This is a genomic window from Halarcobacter bivalviorum (genome assembly GCF_003346815.1).
In the GTDB taxonomy this organism is placed as follows: domain Bacteria; phylum Campylobacterota; class Campylobacteria; order Campylobacterales; family Arcobacteraceae; genus Halarcobacter; species Halarcobacter bivalviorum.
On the sequence record NZ_CP031217.1, the window covers coordinates 1752165 to 1772028 of the forward strand.

Sequence of the window (19864 nt, forward strand, 5' to 3'; positions counted from 1 at the left end):
TTTAGGCACGGCATCCTCCTAAAGGATCTACTTTATAAACGGCTAACTCTTTACCATTTGTATCTACAATATGAACTGCACAAGCGATACAAGGGTCAAAACTATGCACTGTTCTAATAATCTCTAAAGGCTCATCAGGATTTACAACTTTAGTTCCAACTAATGAAGCTTCATATGCTCCTAATCTACCTTTATAATCTTTTGGTGCTGCATTCCAAGTTGAAGGAACAACAGCTTGATAATTCATAACTTTTCCATCTTTGATTTTAACCCAGTGACCTAAACCACCTCTTGGTGCTTCTGCCATACCATAACCTTGTGCATCTTTTGCAACTTTGTCAAAATCAAACTCAGTCCAAGTAGATAAATCACCACTTGCAACATTTGCTGCTAATTCATCACACCAGTTAATAACTTCTTCACACATTAATTCAGTTTCAATTGCACGTGCTGCTGTTCTTCCTACTGTTGAAAAAAGAACTTTTGTTGGTAAGTTTCCATTTTTTAAGAATGTTGTTACATATTTAGTAATTCTTTCATCACCTCTTGCAACTCCTACAACCATTCTTGCTAATGGTCCTACTTCCATTCTCTCATCATCATATAATGGAGATTTAATCCAAGAGTATTTTTTATCAGTATCTAAATATGCAATACCATCTTTTTTCTCTTTAAACCCTGTATAATTAGGATTAGTAACTCCATCATATGGATGTTTATTTGTTGTACCTTCATACCAAGCGTGAGTTACATCTTCTGTAATTTTTGTTTGGTCTAAATCATAAACTTTTGATAAATCTTTGTTCATAACTACACCTGAAGGGAATAGTTTTGCAGAGTCATAGAATGGTAAATCATCTAAGTTAAAGTCTCCATAAGACATAAAGTTACCAAGACCACCACCAACACCAGCAAGTGCTTCATCAGCATACATTGTTCCAGCCATATAAACATCTGGTAAATATGCTTGTTTAGTAAACTTAAGAGCTCTTTGAATAATATCTTTAAACTCTGCAACTCTTACAGGATTTTTAATATCTTGAACACAAGTTACTCCACCAACTACAATTGATTGAGGGTGTGGATTTTTACCACCAAAAATAGCTTGTGCTTTTGCTACTTCTCTTTGTAATTCTAAAGCATCTAAATAGTGAGAAAGACCAATTAAGTTTTGCTCAGGAGTTAATTTATATGCTTTACTTCCCCAATATGCATTTCCAAAAATACCAAGTCTTCCTTGTTTTACATACTTAGCAACTCTTTCTTGAACTGCTGCATAATTATCTTCAGAAGCATTCCATGGTCTTTGACCTGAAAGTTTTGCCCACTTTTGAGCCTCTTCAACTGTCTTTTTAGGGTCAGCTTCTAAAGCTTTTGTAATATCTACCCAGTCAAGTGCATGTAAATGATAGAAATGAACAATATGGTCATGAATATATAATCCACCTTGCATAAGGTTTCTAACAAGTCTTGCATTTTTTGGAATAGTAACACCAAAAGCATGTTCAACTGCTTCAATACTTCTTTGATAGTGAGTTCCTGTACATACACCACAAATTCTCATAGCTAAAAGACCACAATCTCTAGGGTCTCTACCTTTTAAAATTTCTTCAATACCTCTAAACATCGTTGAAGAACTATAAGCCTCTTGAATAACATTATTGTCATCAATTACTGCTTCAATTCTAAGATGTCCTTCGATTCTTGTTATTGGATCTATTACTACATGTTTACTCATCTCTTATTCCTCATCTTCACTGTGAACTGTTCTTTTCCCTGCAACTGCACTTGCAACTGCATGTACACCAATACCAATTGTTGTTGCTGTTAATAATCCTAAACCAAACTCATCAACAGTTTTTTCTACTCCACCAGTAGGAGCTTTAATATTTGCATCTGCCATTGGTCTTTCATATGCATATTTATCCCAGAAATCTGGTTCAGAACATCCAATACATCCACGTCCAACACCAATAGGCCAGTTCGCACCTTCGTTATATCTAATAATTGAACAGTTATTAAATGTCATAGGCCCTTTACAACCTACTTTATATAAACAGAAATTATTTTGAGCTCCAATATCTCCCCACTCTTCAACAAATTCACCAGCATCAAAGTGAGCTCTTCTTTCACAATTATCATGGATTCTATAACCAAAAGCAAATTTTGGTCTAAGAAGTGAATCTAGTTCTGGAACTTGACCTGTTAATACATAATGTAAAACTACACCAACCATATTTGCAGGATTTGCGGGACAAGCAGGAATATTAATAACAGGTTTACCTTTTACTAAATCCATTACACCAACTGCACCTGTTGGATTTGGAGCTGCTGCAGGAACACCTCCATAAGTTGCACATGTACCAACTGCTACAACTGCTGCTGCATCTTTTGATAATCTAGCTAAATGCTCTTGGAAAGTCTCTCCACTAGGACCAATAGTTCCATATTGACCATTTAATGCTGTCGGGATAGCTCCCTCAACAAATAATAGATACTTTCCTTTGAAATGATGCATTGCATCTTCTAATTGATGCTCTGCTTGATGTCCTGAAGCTGCCATTAAAGTATGGTGAAACTCTAATGAAAGAACATCAAAAAGTAAATCATCTACAGTAGGAGTAGAAGACCTTAAAATAGCTTCTGAATTACCAGCACAGTCTTGTAATTCAATCCAAATTACAGGAACTCTATTCATAAGCTCAGTTGCTTCAGCAACTAAAGGAGTAAACATAGGAGGTAACATAAGTGTTGCAGTTGTAGCACTTGCCCACTTCATAAAATCTCTTCTGTTTACACCTTCACTCTCCACTACTTCCATCATATCGATATCTTTTAGTGCAGGTTGTGCTCTTAATGCTTTAAGTCTCTCTTTTGCCTTTTCAAAAAGCGAGTTGTAATAAGCATCACCTTTGTTTGTATCAATTCTTGCAGAATTCTGGGTAAAAACTTTTTTTACCATCTCTTGAGAATCAACCATTTCCTCTCCTTTTTACTTATTAAATGAACATTCATTTATCTCATTATAAACTTAACTTTTTCTTACTTAATGTCAAATTACTAAAAATAACAATTTCTTATAATAACGTAGCATGAGCGTAGCATTGAAAAATAAGACAATCTTTTTAAAGGGAAATTTAAGAAAGCTAAGTTCTAAAACTACATAAGATATGTAGTCTTTAAAGTTTTTTTTATTTTTTCAAGATTTGTTTCTAAATGAAACAAAAATTAGTGAGTAGTACAAACAGAGCAAACATCAAAACTTCGTAAAATAAGTTTTGCTTTTTCTATAGAGTTTGTTCCTATTATTGCTTTTTGCGAAGTTGAAAGTTTTCCATCTATACCAGGACCTAAATTCCAAACAGTAGGAGTAATAACATCATATTTAGATATTTTTCCATCTTCAATTTCTACTTCATGATATAGTGAACCTCGACAAGCTTCAACTGCAACTTCTGCTAATCCATGTTTAAACTCATTTATAGAAATCTTAGGTTTGATAAAAGAATCTTCACTTATATCAACTCTTTTTATTAATTCTTTTGTTTTTTTAAGTAAAAAACCAAGTTCATCCATTCTTGCCATTACTCTTGTAAACATCGAGTCTTTATAGTGTTTATGTACACTTGAAATAAATTTTCTATTTTGTACTAAAGTTCTTGATAAAGGACCTGTTTCATAAAAGTTATTTGCATATAAAGCACTTTTAGACCAAGTATATGCATCTTTTGAATTTTTACTTTTATCAATATTAAAAGTGTTTAAAGAGAGTTCTTCTATATTTTCGAAATCAATATTTTTGATTAGTTTTTTATTGATTTTTCCCTCTTCAAAAGATAAAGAACTTCCTAACACTAAATGTCTATTATATGATTTTCCTATTTTTTCAAAACCATTTTCAAAAGATAAAGTAATAAAATCTTTTAAATCTGCTTTTACTTTATAAAGGTCTTCTGCTTCATTAAAAGATAAATAGTTTTCAATTTCCATACCAACTAAATTATTTTCAAAAAACTTAATTCCATAATCAATATAATTTTGCATAGTAGTTAAATCAAGTAAAGTAGGATCACTAACAACTCCACCAGGTATCATATATGAAGTATGAGGCCATTGACCACCAATAATAGCTAATACTTTTATAACTTCACTTGCACAAGCAGAAGCCTCTAACCATTTTTTACCTTTTAACGCTTTATATTCTGAATAATCATTATTAGAAAACTTAACTACATCAGGCATAATAAACATATAAAACCATTTTATATGAGAATCAATAATCTCTATATTTAAGCCTACTTCTCTAAGTAATTTTGCTTTATTTGTTATAATTAATTCTTCATTATGATTTTTATAAATTTGTTCTAAAGCTTCAACTGTTGCTTTTAAGTGAGCTTGTCCACAAATCCCACAAATTCTTGGAGTATAAACTAAAGCATCTAAAGGAGCTTTCCCTTTTAAAATATATTCAAAGCCTCTAAAATTTAAAAACTCTACTCTTACATCAGAAATTTTATTTTTTTCCCATTGACAAACTAATTTTGCTTCACCCTCTATTCTTTCTACAATATCAACAGTTTTCATTTAATAATTCTTTCATGTAATCTTTCAATTTTAAAAGTTTTTGCAACTCCAGCAAGAGATAGATATGCTCTTTTACTAACACCAATTGGTACTTGGTCAGGAATACCTATATTCTTTTTTGTTTCCAACATATTATCCCTTGGGAAATCAAACTCTGTACAACCAATACAAGGCATTCCTGCTCTTGTTTTAGTATTTACATCATTCCATAATACTCTATTGCAATTTGAGTGAGTCATAGGTCCTCGACACCCTTGCTCATAAAAAAGGCAGCCCTCTTTTAATCCAAAAGATTTGGCTTCAACTTTCCATTCAAAATATTCATTTCTAGTACAACCATGATGTGCTAAATGAGAATATATCTCTTTAGGCCTTCCTTTTTCATCAAGTCCAATTTTTTTATACTCTTTTAATGAAAATAGAGTTTGAAAAATCCATTCAGGATGTACAGGACAGCCAGTAAGATTTATTATAGGATGAAATAAAGAAGATATCTCTTTTTTTTCTAAAGCCTCTTCTAAACCAAAAATATCACTATTTTGTTCAAATTTTTTATGAACTCCACCATAAGAAGCACATGAACCGACAGCAATTAAATATTTTGATTTTAAAACAAGCTTTTTTAAAACTTCACTTGTAGTTTGATTAGATATTTGAAAGAAATCTTTATTTGAAGTAATTGCTCCTTCAACAAGTAAAAAGTCAATCTCTTCATTTTGTTGAAGTAACTCTTCTAATAGAAGTTCTGTAGTTAAAGAAGGATGATAAATAAGATTAAAACTATCTAAAAATAGTTTTAATCTATTTGCATTTGCACTTAAAAGTGAGTGAGTATTTCCATTGCAAGTTATAGCTTGAAGCCAAACTATTTTAGGTTTACTACACTCCCTACTCGTCATACTTTAAAGCTCTATAGATGTTTTGGGCTACAGCATCAGAATAAGATACAATCTCTTTATCTAAAACCTTTTCTCCTGAAAGAAAAGCAAAACCACCAAGAGCACCCATAATCATAGCAAAAGCAGGGAAAAAGTCTTGTTGTCTAAACTCTTTACTCGCTGCACCTTCATCTAGTAAAATCATAACTTCTGTTACAAATTCACTTACACATAAAAAGCCTTCACAATCTTTATTAAAAACTTCTCTATTTGATAAATAAACCCTTAAAAAATACTCAATTACTTCAGGTGATTTTTGAACATTTTCTAAATATTTTTTTGTAAATAAGAATACTTTATCTTTAGATGAAATTTGCAGTTGATTGATTTCTCTTAAATCTCTAGCTAAGATATTAGTTGAATACTTAATGGCAAACTTTGCTAACTCTTCTTTTGATTTAAAATAGTTATACATATTCCCAACACTCATACTCATAGCTTTTGCTATATCAGGAATTGTTGTATTATAAAAACCATTTTTAGAGAACAGTAGTAAAGACTTTTCAATAATTGAATTTTTCTTTTCTTCTTTTAAAGTCACATTGTTCCTTGGATTTAAAATTTGTTATTTTTATTATAATATGAAAAAAGTTAATAGTAAATGAATATTCATATAATATTTATATGAAAAAAAAAGATAAAGAGAAAATCTCTTTATCTTTTGAAGTATTATCTTGAAGTAACTAATGTAGTTAAATGCTCTTTTGATACTTGGTGGAAGTTTAAGTATTTATAAACTCCATCTTTATTTTGCTCAGTAATTTTCTTAGGTACAATTTCCATGTACTCTGCAACTGTAGGAATTCTTCCTAAAAGTGCTGCAACTGCTGCAACTTCTGCAGAACCTAAATATACTTTAGAGTTTTTACCAAGTCTGTTATCAAAGTTTCTTGTAGACGTAGAGAATACAGTTGAACCCTCACTTACTTGTGCTTGGTTACCCATACATAAAGAACATCCAGGAATTTCAAGTCTCGCACCAGCTGCTGCGAATACTGCATAATATCCCTCTTCTGTTAATTGAGCTTCATCCATTTTTGTTGGAGGAGCAACCCATAATTTAGCAGGAACTTCACCCTCACCTTTTAATACTTCACCTAAAGCTCTAAATAATCCGATATTAGTCATACAAGAACCTACGAATACTTCATCAATTTTCTTAGGTCTGTTATCATCAGCTAAAATCTCTGATAATGTAGCAACATCATCTGGATCATTAGGACAAGCTAAAATTGGCTCTTTAATTTGATCTAAATCGATTTCAATAACTGCTTTATATTCAGCATCTGCATCTGGTTCAATTAATTCAGGGTTTGCTAACCACTCTTTCATTTTATCAGCTCTTCTTTGAAGAGTTCTTGCATCTTCATAACCCTCTTCAATCATTTTTTCAATTAATGCAATATTTGAAGATAAGTACTCAATAATTGGCTCTTTGTTTAATTGAACAGAACAAGCTGCTGCTGATCTTTCTGCTGCTGCATCAGATAATTCAAATGCTTGCTCAACTTTAAGATCTGGTAAACCTTGAATCTCAATAATTGTACCAGCAAAAACATTCTTTTTATTTTTCTTAGGAACAGTTAATAATCCATCTTGAATTGCTTGATATGGAATTGCATTAACTAAATCTCTTAAAGTAATTCCTGGTTGCATTTTACCTTTAAATCTTACTAATACAGACTCAGGCATAGTTAAAGGCATCATTCCAGTAACACCTGCGAAAGCAATAAGACCAGAACCTGCAGGAAAAGAGATACCAATTGGGAATCTTGTATGAGAATCTCCACCAGTACCTACTGTATCTGGTAAACATAATCTATTTAACCAAGAGTGAATAACACCATCACCTGGCTTAAGTGTAACACCACCTCTTGAGTTGATGAAATCTGGTAAAGTGTGTCTTAATTTAATATCTGCTGGTTTTGGATAAGCAGCAGTGTGACAGAATGATTGCATAACCATATCAGCACCAAAAGATAGTGCAGCAAGTTCTTTAATCTCATCTCTAGTCATTGGTCCAGTTGTATCTTGTGACCCAACAGTAGTTGCGATTGGCTCAACATACATACCTGGTCTAACACCTTCAATTCCACAAGCTCTACCAACCATTTTTTGTGCTTGAGAGAAACCTTTTCCAGAATCTGCTGGTTGCTCAGGAGTAATAAACATATCAGATGCACTTAATCCTAATACATCTCTAGCTTTAGCAGTTAATCCTTTACCAATAATTAAAGGAATTCTTCCACCTGCTCTCATCTCATCAGTCATAGTATTTGGAGCTAATTTGAATTCAGAAACTACTTCACCATTTTTAAGAATTTGTCCTGCATATGGTTTAACGATAATTTCATCACCAGTTTCTAAAGCATCAACTGGAGCTTCGATTGGTAAACAACCTGAATCTTCTGCAGTATTGAAGAAAATTGGAGCAATAATAGAACCAATTACAACACCACCAGTTCTTTTATTTGGAACACCTGGAATATCTCTACCCATATGCCATTGAACAGAGTTAATACCAGACTTTCTTGATGAACCAGTACCAACAACATCACCAACGTATGCTAAAGGATTACCTTTTTGTCTTAACTCTTCCATTTTTTCTAATGGTTTTTCCATTCTTGATTGTAACATTGCAGTTGCGTGTAATGGAATATCAGGTCTTGTAAATGCAACAGTTGCAGGAGATAAATCATCTGTATTTGTTTCACCTGGGATTTTATAAACAGTTAATTTAATTTCTTCTTCTAATGCTGGCTTGTTTGTGAACCATTCTGCATTTGCCCATGACTCAATAACTTCTTTTGCTTTAGCATTTCCAGCATCCATTAAATCTTTTACATCATTGAATGCATCATAAACTAAAATAGTGTTTTTTAATTGAGTAGCTGCAACTTCTGCAACTTCTTCTACTTTTAATGCTTCAATAAGTGGAGTAACATTAAATCCACCCATCATTGTTCCTAAAATTTCAACAGCTTCAGTCTTAGAAAGAACTGAACATGTAACATTTCCTTGAACAATGTCATTTAAAAATGCAGCTTTTACATATGCAGCATCATCAACACCTGGGTTGATTTTATTTTTAAATAAATCTAAGCAGTACTCTGCTTCTTGAACTGGGTTAGCTTTTAATAATTCAACTAACTCTGCAGTTTGCTCAGCAGTTAACGCTAATGGTGGTAATCCACCTTCGTTTAATCTCTCTTGGGTATGTGCTTTATAAGTAGCTAATAAACTCATATAGATCTCCTAATAAATTTGTAGCACTAGTATAGCATAATGTTTATTTGCTTTAATGTACAATTTCTGTTAAGTAAGTTACAATTTTTTATTCTTTAAAAAAAAGTTACAAAAAGTAATAAAAAAGATATTTACTAGCCTAAGCCAAAGCCCTTTCGAACAATAGGGGAAGCTTAAAAATATTAAAATAAATAAAAAACTTTTTTTAGATTTTTATCGTGTACAATTTTTGTACATTAAAGCATTGGATTGTACATATATATTAAATAAAAAATAATTAATAAAGTACAAAAATTTTTTATATTAAAATATAACCATTAAAAATAAAAGGATTTTTTTGCTTAAAAAACTAGAAAACAAACTTCATGAACAAATACCTTTAACAAAATATATGCAAATGAAAATAGAAAAAATTGAAGAAAACAAATTATTTACTTCTGCACCCATTGGGCCAAATATCAATGATAAGAAAACTGCTTTTGCTGGAAGTTTAAGTACCTTAGTTACAATTTCTTCGTGGAGTGCTTGTTATTTAATTGTTGAAGAACAACTAAAATATAAAGATACAATGATTGCAGTAATTAAAAGTGATACAGCATATAGAGCACCTGTAAAAAAAGCTTTATATTGTAAAACACTATTCCCAAATCAAAAGGAAATAGAAAGATTAAAAGAGAAGCTTGAAACAAAAGGAAGTGGCTCGTTAAGAATTAAATCTCAAATTATAGAAGATAATAAAGTATGTGTTGATTTTGAAGGAATTTATGTAATTAAGATTTAAAAAGAACTTTTTTTATCATTTTTAAATATTGTTTAGAGCTAATTAAAGAACCTAAGATAATAAAACTACAAGCTAAAGCAATTATTATAGTCATTTCTGAAATTCCAACTAAAACTAAAAGTAATGTAGATAGTAATGGTGCTAAATAAGATAAAGAACCTAAAAGTTTTATATCTCCATTTTTTAAAGCATAATCCCATAAATAAAAAGCTCCTCCAACGGGACCTAATCCTAACATGATTGCTGAAAAAAGTTCTAAAGAATTAGGCAAATAACTTGTTTCAAAAATTAGATGAGAAACTAATGACAAAATTGCAGTAAGAATACAAAAACCCGTAACAGCAAAAGTTGGAACATGGGTTAAAGTTTTTGAAACTACTGAATAAGATGACCATAAAAAAGCAGCAACTAAAGCAAAACTATATCCTAAAATATATTTTGTATCAAACTCTAAACTTCCATCTTTTAAAACAAGTAAAAAAGCTCCAATAAAAGCAAGAATAGTTCCTAAAATATGAAACCATTTTAATTTTTCATTTGGTAAAAATGCAGAAAAAAGTACTATTAATAAAGGCCATAAATAATTGATTAGATTTGCTTCAATAGCAGGTGCATTTTTTATTGCTAAAAAATAGAAAAAGTGATAACCAAAAAGACCCACTATTCCAATTAAATAAACTTTTGGAGAGATTTTTAATAACTCTTTAAAAGATTTTTTCTGTTTTTTTAATACAAAAAAACCTATAAAAGAAGCTACACTAAAAGAGATAGATAATAATAAAAAAGGTGGAATATTTCCTGAAAAAACAGTAAATAAGGCTAAAGAAGACCATAATAGTATTGTAATTAGTCCTAATATATTTCCTTTTGAGTGATTCATTCTATCTTATACTCCTCTTATACTAAAATTGGATTTTACTCTCTTATTCTTAAAATAATTTTTTTTCTGATAAAATTAAATCACAAAAAAGGAGTCACTTTGAAACTAAAACAGATATTTTTTCTAATCTTTCTTTCAATGTTTTTTATTGCATGTACAAATAAAGCACCATATACAAATAGAAATCAAATGATTTTAATCTCAACAGAGAGTGAGTTAGCTTTAGGTGAAGAGAGTTATAAAAAAGCCTTAAAAGAATCAAAAGTTATAACTAATAGTAAAGATGCAAAAAGAGTAGCTGAAATTGGTAAGAAAATTGCAAAAGTTGCAAATAAAAATTATAAGTGGGAATTTAATTTAGTAGAAAATAAAGCTAAAAATGCCTTTTGCCTTCCAGGAGGTAAAGTTGTAGTTTATACTGGAATTTTAGAAGTTGCTAAAAATGATGACCAGCTTGCTACAGTTATTTCCCATGAGATAGCCCATGCTTTAGCAAGACATGGAGCAGAAAGAGTAAGTGCAAGTATGCTTTCTCAAGGACTACAAGCAATAGGTAATATTGCCCTAAATTCCCAAGCTCCTCAATATTCTCAAGCTTTTAATATTGCTTATGGTTTAGGAGCTCAATATGGAGTTTTAATGCCATATGGAAGAATGCAAGAAAGTGAAGCTGATGAAATTGGGATATATCTAATGTATAAAGCAGGATATAATTTAAGTGAAGCAATTAAGTTTTGGGAAAATATGAGTGAAGGTAAAAAAGAAAGTATTGAATTTCTTTCAACTCACCCTAACTCAACTAGTAGAATTAATAATATTAAAAATATAATTAATAAAATTCAAAAGAGTAAATAACATAGAAATCTATGTTATTTATTACTCCATATTTGTAAATACTGCTTGAACATCATCATCATCTTCAAGCTTTTCTAATAATTTACCAATCTCTTCTTGTTGCTCTTCTGTAAACTCTTGTGGATTGTTTGAAATTCTTTTTAATTCAGCTTTTTTAAGCTCAATTTCTAACTCTTCAAATTTAGTATTCATATTTCCAAAGTCAGTATAATTTGCAATTGCAATACATAAACCATCTTCTTCTTCAATCTCTTCTAATCCAGCATCAATTAGTTCAAGTTCTAGCTCTTCTAATTCCATCTCTGGTTTATCAAATTCAAAAATAGCTTTTCTATCAAACATAAACTCTAAAGAACCAGTAGGAACAACTTGTCCTCCATTTTTATTAAAATGCATTTTAACATTTGCTACGGTTCTTGTATTATTATCAGTTGCACACTCAACAAAAATTAGAACACCATGAGGACCTTTCCCTTCAAAATTTACATCAACATAGTTTGTCGCATCTTTTCCTGTTGCTCTTTTAATAGCTGCATCAATATTTGCTTTTGGTAAGTTTTGTGCTTTAGCATTTAGTATTGCAGTTCTTAAAACAGGATTCATGTCAGGGTCACCACCACCAGCTTTTGCTGCAATTTCAATTGCTTTTGCTAGTTTTGGGAAAACTCTTGACATATTTCCCCATCTTTTCATTTTTGCTGCTTTTCTATACTCAAAGGCTCTACCCATAAAAAACTCCATAAACTTTTTTAATTTTCGCGTATTATACCCTTTTTGTTATAATAGCTTTATAAGATAGTAATAATATTTTTTTGCTAATATTCCTTTATGAAAAAAATCCTAATACTTTTATTTATTATTAATCAATTAATTTTTGCACTTGATATCTCATCTCAAAAAATAAAAAATGCAAATACTCTGTTTTTAAAACTTGAAGAGAAAAATATCAAAAATCCAAAATTAACAATTGATTCACACAACATTGACTTTTTTGAAATACCAAATAAAAAAGATAGCTATTATGCTTTAGTACCAATCTCTTATTATAAAGAGTTTGATAAGTACAAGATAATAGTTTCATATATAAAGAACAATAAAAAAGTTTTTAAAGGTATTAATATTGAAGTAATTGATGGAAACTATAAAAGTGAAATTATCAAAGTAACAGATAACTCAAAAGTAACTTTAAATGATAAAAATAAGAAGCGTGTAGACAAAGAATACAAGCGAGCAATGAATATCTATAATAAAACTACCCCAAAATTATATATAAAAGATGATTTTATTTATCCTATAAATAGTAAAATTACTAGTGATTTTGGTAAAAAAAGAGTCTATAATGGAACTTTAAAATCTTATCATAGTGGTACTGATTTTAGAGCAAAAAATGGAACAATTATTAAAGCTATAAATAATGGAAAAATAGTGATTGCAGAAGATAGGTTTTATGCAGGAAAATCTATTGTTATAGATCATGGACAAGGAATTTATAGTGGTTACTATCATTTAAGTAAAAAGAACTTTAAAGTAGGTGACTTTGTAAAGAAAGGCGATATTATCGGCTTAAGCGGTAGTACAGGAAGAATAACAGGTCCACATTTACACTTCTCTTTCAGAATTCATGGTATCCTAGTAGATCCGCTACAAGCCATTGAGTTATTAAATAATAATCTATAGTATTAAGCTACTTTTATAATATTATTTGCTATCCTAAATTCTTTTACACACACAAGGAAAAGTTAAAATGAGAAAACTGGTTGTTCTTTTTTTGATGCTTACAAGCATTTGTTTTGCACAAGAAATAGAAAAAGATGATTTTAGTAATGAATTTAGTACAAAGACTGAAAGTTTTGATCCTCTTTCAGGATACAATCGTTCTATGACTTCATTTAATCATTATGTTTATTTAAACATTGTAGCACCAACTGCAAAAGGATATGCAAAGGTTGTTCCTGAAGTAGCGAGAACAGGTATTTCAAACTTCATTGATAATATCACTTTCCCTATTAGGTTTGTTAATAATCTTCTTCAATTGAAATTCGCATATGCATTTGAAGAGTTAGGTAGATTTACAATTAATTCTACTTTTGGACTTGCAGGATTGATGGATCCCGCAACAAAAATGGATTTAGAAAAAAGAGATGAAGACTTTGGTCAAACTCTTGCTTTTTATGGAATAGGAGAAGGTTTTCATATTGTATTACCATTTTTTGGACCATCAAACTTAAGAGACAGTATTGGTCTTGTTGCGGATGGTTATATAAGTCCTTTAACAGACATGAGTTCTTATGGATATAAAATACCTAATAATACAGAGAAAACAGTAGCAATTCAAGCAATTAAATTTGTAAATCATTCATCATTAAATCAAGGTAAATATGAAGCCTTTACAAAAGATGCTATTGATTTATACTCTCTTCTAAAAGATGCTTATAATCAAAGAAGAGAAAAAGAGATTAAGGAATAATTATGTTAAAAAAATATTTTATACTTCTTTTAGTTTCTACAACTCTACTATTTGCAGTAAAGAAAGAGAATATTGAACCTTTTATGGTAGAAAAAGTAAATAGTGTATTATCAATTTTAAAAAATAAAGAGTTAAAAAAAGAAGAAAAATCATCTAAAATTATCTCAATTATGGACCCAGTTTTTGACTACACACTAATGGCTAGATTATCGTTAGGAAAAGAATGGAATTCATTATCAAGTGAAAAACAAAAAGAGTTTTCTTTTTTATTTACAGAAGTTTTAAAAAAATCTTATTTAAATAAACTTGATTTATATACAGACCAAAAAGTTAAATTCTTAGGAACTCAAGAGCCAAAGAAAAATAGATTGGTAGTAAATACTACGTTAATTGGTGAGAAAGACAACTTTGACATTGATTATAAATTTTATCAAAAAACAGAAGATGAATGGAAAATTTATGATATCAACTTAGTTGGAGTAAGTATTATTCAAACATATAGACAACAATTTGCAGGATTTTTAAAAGATAAATCTTTTGATGAATTACTAAAAAATTTAGATACAAAAAAATAGTTAAGATATGACAAAAAAGATTTTCGACTTAACTGTTATTAAGCACCCTTTTAAAACAGTTTTTATTCTTCTTTTAGGAGTAATATTTTTAGGATATTACTCTACAAAGTTAGAAATTGATGCCTCTTCTGAAACTCTATTATTAGATAATGACAAAGATTTACAATTTGCAAGAAAAGTTTCTAAACTTTACTATAATCCAGACTTTTTACTTATTACTTACTCTCCTAAAGAGGATTTATTATCAGAAGAATCATTAAAAACTTTAAAGAAATTATCTGATGAATTAGTAAAATTAGAAAATATTGACTCAGTTACTTCTATTTTAAATGTTCCTTTACTTCAATCTCCAGTTCAAAAACTATCAAAGCTAGTTGATAATGTAAGAACTTTAGAAAAAAGTAATCCAAATAAAGAGTTAGTGAAAAAAGAGTTTTTAGAATCAGAAATATATAAAAATGCTTTAGTTAGTGCTGATTTTAAGACAACTGCTTTAGTTTTAAATTTAAAAGAAAATAAAGAGTATTTTAACTTTATTGATAAAAGAAAAGAGCTTTTAGATAAAAAAAGAGCTAACACTATCTCAAAAGAAGAATTAATAAAACTAAATCAAATCCAGATTGACTTTAAAAAGTTTAGAGATATTCAAAGAGCAGAAAACAGTCAAACAATTTCAGAAATAAGAGATATCATATCAAAATATCAAAATGAAGCTTCACTCTTTTTAGGTGGAGTAAATATGATTGCTGATGATATTATCACTTTTGTTAAAAACGATTTAGTGATTTATGGTTCAACTTTAATTTTACTGCTTATTTTTATTTTATGGATTATTTTCAAACAAAGTATTTGGATTACTCTTCCTTTATTGATTTGTATTTTATCTGTAGTTTCAACAGCAGGTGCTTTAGGTTTCTTTGCTTGGGAAGTTACAGTTATTTCATCTAACTTTATTGCTTTACAATTAATTATTACTATCTCTATTGTTTTACACTTAATTGTAAGATATAGAGAACTTAGTTCTAAATATAAACACGCTTCTCAATATAAACTTGTAATAAATACTATTCTTTCAAAACTAAACCCCTCTTTCTTTGCTATTATTACTACAATTGCAGGATTTGGTTCTTTAGTTTTATCAGGAATTCAGCCAGTTAAAAACCTTGGTTGGATGATGAGTACAGGAATTGCTATCTCTTTATTAATTGCCTTTATTGTTTTTCCTGCTATATTAATTCTTCTAAAAAGAGTTAATAGTACAAAAGAGTCTAACTTTAAATTAAATACTATTTCAATCTCTACATATTTAGTAGAAAATCATGGTAAAAAGATTATTCTAGGTAGTATTCTTGTTGTTATTTTTTCATTAACTGGTACTACAAAATTAATCGTTGAAAACAGTTTTATTAACTATTTTAAAGAATCTACTCAAATTTATAAAGGAATGAAAGTAATTGATGAAAATTTAGGAGGAACAACCCCTTTAGATGTTGTTCTTACTTTTAAAGAAGAGAAACAAAAGAAAAAACAAGAGAGTGGTTTTGACTCTTTTGAAGATGAATTTGCAATAGATTCAAATGATAAACAATATTGGTTTACAAAAGATAAATTAGATGCTATTACAAGAGTACATGACTATTTAGAGACAATTGATGAGATAGGAAAAGTACAATCATTAGCAACTTTAACTAAAGTAGGAAAACTATTAAATGAAGATAAAGAGTTAGATAGTTTTACCCTTGCTTTATTATATAATAAATTACCACCAGAGTATAAAAAAATCATTTTAAGCCCATATATAAATATTGAAAATAATCAAGCAAGAATCACTACAAGAATAATTGATTCAAATCCAGAGTTAAGAAGAGATGAACTTTTAAAAAAAATAAACTCTGAGCTACCTAAAGTTATTAATAGTTCAAATATTGAATTTAGATTATCAAATCTAATGGTTTTATATAATAATATGCTTCAATCACTATTTGATTCACAAATAAAAACTCTTGGTTTTGTTGTAGTTATTCTATTTATTATGTTTTTAATTCTATTTAGGTCTGTATTAATTGCAACAATTGCAATACTTGTAAATATTGTACCTATTTCAATTATCTTTGGGATTATGGGCTGGTTAAATATTCCACTTGATATTATGACTATAACTATTGCAGCTATCTCTATTGGAATTGGAGTTGATGATACAATTCACTATATTCACAGATTCCATGAAGAGTATAAAAAAGACCATAATTATTTAGAAGCAATGAAAAGAAGTCATGAAAGTATAGGATATGCAATGACTTATACCTCATTAGTAGTAATTGTTGGTTTCTCTATTTTAGTTTTATCAAATTTAATTCCAACTATTTATTTTGGACTACTAACAGTAATTGTTATGGCAACAATGTTAAGCTCTGCCCTACTTTTACTTCCTAAATTATTAATCTTATTAAAACCATATGGAGATAAAAAGATGAGGACTTTAAAAATATGAATATAGCAATATATTGTGGCTCAAGTTTTGGGAAAAATGAGATTTATAAAACAACTGCTTTAAATATGGTTGATTTTTTAGCAAAGAAGTCTTGTTCTATTGTATATGGAGGAAGTAAAGCAGGATTAATGGGTGTTATCTCTAATTATGCCCTAGAGAAAGATATTCCTGTTTATGGAGTTATAACTCATGATTTGGCAAATAAAGAACTAGAGAATGAAAAACTTTCTAATATTATTAAAGTAGATAGTATTAGAGAAAGAAAAGCAAAGATGGAAGAACTTTCTGATGCTTTTATTGCATATCCAGGTGGTTGTGGAACATTAGAGGAGATTTCAGAGATACTTACTTCTATTCAAGTAGGTTATTCTAATAAACCTTGTGCTTTTTATAATGTAAATGGCTATTATGATAAATTGATTGGATTTTTAAATACAGCAGTAAATGAAGGCTTTATGCTAAAGGAACATTTAGATTCAATTATTGTTAGTGATGATATTGAAAAGATATATACAAACTTCAAAAACTATACTCCACCAAAGAATAAATGGGAGATTTTAAAGGCATTAACCAACTGTTAATTTTTTGTTACTATTCAATTAATTGTTAACTATTATAATTTTATTAAGCGATGAGTAACCGCGAACTTACTCAGAGCATTTTTGCGAACAAACAATCTCCTTTATAAAAAGCAGAGCTTCTCCTTGCTCTGCTTTTTTTTTAATATAAATATGATTATCACATATGCTACACATTAGTATGTTATAATTGTAAAATTCAAAAAATTTTAAGGCTATATAAATTAATGAAAAAACTTGATAATATTCAAAGAGATTTACTTCTTACAAATCTTGATGAAGATGGTAAACTTTCATGCTTAAAAGCATTTAAAGTTGCTAGACTTATAGGTATGAAGCCAAAAGACATGGCAGAAATAACAAGATCAATGAATATTAAAATTACTAACTGTGAACTTGGTGTTTTTGGTAAACTAAACTTCTCAGAGCTAGATGATAACATCTATGATAAACTCTCTAAAAATTTTGCCCAAGATAAAAAAATTGATTGTGAAGTAGCTTGGTATACAGCAAGAGATAAAGGTTCAAGTTTAAGAAAAGTTGGTTCAACAATTAATAACTCAGATATAAAAGTAAGACATTGTCAACTTGGATGTTTTTATGATGAAGAGTTTGAAAAATATGATGATAAATGAAAAAATTTATTTTATTTGACAATGATGGAGTTTTAGTAGAAACAGAAAAGTGGTATTATGAAGCCAATGTAAAGGCTTTAAAAGAGCTAAATATTCATCTTGAACTAAATAGATATCTTCAAATTATGGCAAGAGGTGGAACTGCATGGGAACTTGCTTTTGAAGAAGGAGTTTCAAAAGAGCTTGTAAACAAACAAAGAGAAAAAAGAGACCTTTTTTATCAAGACTTCCTACAAACAAAAAATATCGAAATAAAAGGGGTTAAAACTCTTTTAGAAGAACTTTCAAAATCTTATAGAATGGCAATTATTACAACATCAAGAAGAGTTGACTTTGAATTAATTCATAAAAATAGAGGTATCGTTGATTTTATGGATTTTTCTTTATGTGTTGAAGAGTATGTAAAGGCTAAACCAGCACCAGACCCCTATCTTGCAGGACTAAAAAGATTTAATGCAAAAAAAGAAGAGGCAATAGTTGTTGAAGATTCTCAAAGAGGTTTAAGTTCTGCTTTTAATGCAGGAATTGAATGTGTAATAGTTCATAATGAATTTACAAAAACTCATGATTTTACAAATGCAAGTTATCATATAAAAAAACTTGAAGAGTTAAAAGAGCTCTTATCTACTCTTTAGATACTCTTTTAACCTATTAATTCCCTCTTTCATATGCTCTATATCTCTTGTATAGGCAAATCTCAGATACTTATTTGTTTCATTTTTACCAAAATCTTTACCAGGTGTTGTAGCAAGATGAATATTCTCTAAAAGCTCTTTAGCAAAAGCAAAACTATCATCTGTATATTTTGAAACATCAACCCAAAGATAAAAAGCTCCATCAGGTTTTGCATCAACACTAAAAATCTCATTTAGTTCTGTATATAAATAATCTCTTCTTGCTTTAAACTTATTTTTTATCTGCTCTAAATATTCATAATCAAATGCTTCTAAAGCAGCATATTGAGATAAAGTAGGAGCTGAAATAAATATATTTTGTGCAATAATCTCTGCTTCTCTTACTAAATTTTTAGGAACTACTATCCATCCTAGCCTTAAACCTGGCATACAATAATACTTTGAAAAACCATTAATAACAAAAACATTTTCACTAAATTCTAAAGCAGTTGCTGCTTCTTTTTCATAAATAAGTCCATGATAAAGCTCATCAGAAATAAAATGAATCTTATTTTCTTCACAATAATTAATTAACTCTTTTAAATTTTCATTTGAATAGATATTTCCGGTAGGATTAGAAGGTGAAGAGATTTGTAAAGCATCTAACTTGTGTTTTTTTAGATGTTCTACTTTTAATTCATAATCACACTCTTTATTAATATTCATAAAAATAGGTTCAATATCTAGCATATTTGCAAAGTTCTTATAACAAGGATAAGAAGGGTCACTAAGTCCTAATTTACCATTATGTTTTAACGTTAATGTATAAGCAATTAAAAAAGCACCCGAAGTTCCTGGAGTCAATAAAATTTGAGATTCATCAATATTTACACCATACTCTTTTTTATAATGTTTTGCAATTTTCTCTCTTAGTTCAAAAAGACCTAAACTCTCAGTATAAGAAAACTTATTTTCATCAACAGCTTTTTTAAGAGCCTCTTTTACCTTTTCATTTGGAGTTAAATCTGGTTGCCCTATTTCAAAATGTATAGTATCTTCATATTTTTGTGCTTCTCTTACTATATCCATAACAATAAAAGAATTCATATTTTCATATCTCATAAGTAATCCTAATAATTAAAAAGTGGATTATACTATAAATGAAGTTAGATTTATAAAATAATGAGAGCAAGCATTAGCGAAGGAGAAGAATAAAAAAT

18 protein-coding genes are annotated in these 19864 nt (G+C 29.2%); 9 read left to right on the forward strand and 9 right to left on the reverse strand.

Annotation, left to right across the window (positions count from 1 at the left end):
• Nucleotide 1 precedes the first annotated feature (1 nt).
• The 6 genes from ABIV_RS08935 to ABIV_RS08960 form a co-directional block, all read right to left on the reverse strand.
• Complete coding sequence (locus ABIV_RS08935) at nucleotides 2-1738, reverse strand: nickel-dependent hydrogenase large subunit (protein WP_114839552.1); 1737 nt, start codon at nucleotides 1736-1738, stop codon at nucleotides 2-4.
• Nucleotides 1739-1741: 3 nt separating this feature from the next.
• A complete protein-coding gene (locus tag ABIV_RS08940) occupies nucleotides 1742-2980 on the reverse strand; it encodes a hydrogenase small subunit (RefSeq protein ID WP_114839553.1) in 1239 nt (412 codons plus the stop codon).
• A gap of 248 nt (nucleotides 2981-3228) precedes the next feature.
• Nucleotides 3229-4584, reverse strand: a complete 1356-nt coding sequence (locus ABIV_RS08945) for a nickel-dependent hydrogenase large subunit (protein ID WP_114839554.1) — start codon at nucleotides 4582-4584, stop codon at nucleotides 3229-3231.
• Entirely contained in the window at nucleotides 4581-5483 is a 903-nt protein-coding gene (locus ABIV_RS08950; protein ID WP_114839555.1) for an NADH-quinone oxidoreductase subunit B family protein, read from the reverse strand. The genes ABIV_RS08945 and ABIV_RS08950 overlap by 4 nt, the downstream gene beginning before the upstream one ends.
• Nucleotides 5473-6063: a TetR/AcrR family transcriptional regulator gene (locus ABIV_RS08955; protein WP_162917998.1), complete on the reverse strand. Its 591-nt coding sequence runs from the start codon at nucleotides 6061-6063 to the stop codon at nucleotides 5473-5475. The genes ABIV_RS08950 and ABIV_RS08955 overlap by 11 nt, the downstream gene beginning before the upstream one ends.
• Before the next feature lie 128 nt (nucleotides 6064-6191).
• A complete protein-coding gene (locus tag ABIV_RS08960; RefSeq protein ID WP_114839556.1) occupies nucleotides 6192-8768 on the reverse strand; it encodes a bifunctional aconitate hydratase 2/2-methylisocitrate dehydratase in 2577 nt (858 codons plus the stop codon).
• 337 nt (nucleotides 8769-9105) lie between these two features.
• Here ABIV_RS08960 and ABIV_RS08965 point away from each other — a divergent pair, with 337 nt between their 5' ends.
• Nucleotides 9106-9549 carry a YiiD C-terminal domain-containing protein gene (locus ABIV_RS08965; RefSeq protein ID WP_114839557.1) on the forward strand — a complete coding sequence of 148 codons (444 nt, stop codon included), beginning with the start codon at nucleotides 9106-9108 and terminating at the stop codon, nucleotides 9547-9549.
• On the opposite strand, the gene yddG is transcribed toward ABIV_RS08965, so the two are convergent.
• The gene (gene yddG, locus ABIV_RS08970; protein WP_114839558.1) at nucleotides 9539-10429 is read right to left on the reverse strand and encodes an aromatic amino acid exporter YddG; all 891 of its coding nucleotides are present in this window, start codon (nucleotides 10427-10429) and stop codon (nucleotides 9539-9541) included. The genes ABIV_RS08965 and yddG overlap by 11 nt on opposite strands.
• Before the next feature lie 99 nt (nucleotides 10430-10528).
• Here yddG and ABIV_RS08975 point away from each other — a divergent pair, with 99 nt between their 5' ends.
• Nucleotides 10529-11284 (forward strand): M48 family metallopeptidase, encoded by a 756-nt coding sequence (locus ABIV_RS08975; RefSeq protein WP_228254282.1) that lies wholly within the window; start codon nucleotides 10529-10531, stop codon nucleotides 11282-11284.
• A gap of 21 nt (nucleotides 11285-11305) precedes the next feature.
• Here ABIV_RS08975 and ABIV_RS08980 read toward each other — a convergent pair whose 3' ends face one another.
• A complete protein-coding gene (locus tag ABIV_RS08980; RefSeq protein WP_114839559.1) occupies nucleotides 11306-12013 on the reverse strand; it encodes a YebC/PmpR family DNA-binding transcriptional regulator in 708 nt (235 codons plus the stop codon).
• 99 nt (nucleotides 12014-12112) lie between these two features.
• Here ABIV_RS08980 and pgp3 point away from each other — a divergent pair, with 99 nt between their 5' ends.
• From pgp3 to ABIV_RS09015, 7 genes are all read left to right on the forward strand, one after another.
• Nucleotides 12113-12961: a peptidoglycan metallopeptidase Pgp3 gene (gene pgp3 / locus ABIV_RS08985; protein ID WP_114839560.1), complete on the forward strand. Its 849-nt coding sequence runs from the start codon at nucleotides 12113-12115 to the stop codon at nucleotides 12959-12961.
• A 67-nt stretch (nucleotides 12962-13028) separates the two neighbouring features.
• On the forward strand, nucleotides 13029-13751 hold the full coding sequence (locus tag ABIV_RS08990; RefSeq protein WP_114839561.1) for an MlaA family lipoprotein: 723 nt from the start codon (nucleotides 13029-13031) through the stop codon (nucleotides 13749-13751).
• 2 nt (nucleotides 13752-13753) lie between these two features.
• Nucleotides 13754-14326, forward strand: coding sequence for an MlaC/ttg2D family ABC transporter substrate-binding protein (locus ABIV_RS08995; RefSeq protein WP_114839562.1), 573 nt, complete (start codon nucleotides 13754-13756; stop codon nucleotides 14324-14326).
• Nucleotides 14327-14333: 7 nt separating this feature from the next.
• On the forward strand, nucleotides 14334-16817 hold the full coding sequence (locus ABIV_RS09000; RefSeq protein ID WP_114839563.1) for an efflux RND transporter permease subunit: 2484 nt from the start codon (nucleotides 14334-14336) through the stop codon (nucleotides 16815-16817).
• Nucleotides 16814-17398: an LOG family protein gene (locus tag ABIV_RS09005; RefSeq protein ID WP_114839564.1), complete on the forward strand. Its 585-nt coding sequence runs from the start codon at nucleotides 16814-16816 to the stop codon at nucleotides 17396-17398. Before ABIV_RS09000 ends, ABIV_RS09005 begins: the two co-directional genes overlap by 4 nt.
• 224 nt (nucleotides 17399-17622) lie before the next feature.
• Nucleotides 17623-18030 carry a ModE family transcriptional regulator gene (locus tag ABIV_RS09010; protein ID WP_114839565.1) on the forward strand — a complete coding sequence of 136 codons (408 nt, stop codon included), beginning with the start codon at nucleotides 17623-17625 and terminating at the stop codon, nucleotides 18028-18030.
• On the forward strand, nucleotides 18027-18665 hold the full coding sequence (locus ABIV_RS09015; protein ID WP_114839566.1) for an HAD family hydrolase: 639 nt from the start codon (nucleotides 18027-18029) through the stop codon (nucleotides 18663-18665). The genes ABIV_RS09010 and ABIV_RS09015 overlap by 4 nt, the downstream gene beginning before the upstream one ends.
• Here the strand turns inward: ABIV_RS09015 and ABIV_RS09020 are convergent.
• The gene (locus ABIV_RS09020; protein ID WP_114839567.1) at nucleotides 18651-19766 is read right to left on the reverse strand and encodes a pyridoxal phosphate-dependent aminotransferase; all 1116 of its coding nucleotides are present in this window, start codon (nucleotides 19764-19766) and stop codon (nucleotides 18651-18653) included. The genes ABIV_RS09015 and ABIV_RS09020 overlap by 15 nt on opposite strands.
• Nucleotides 19767-19864: the final 98 nt, after the last annotated feature.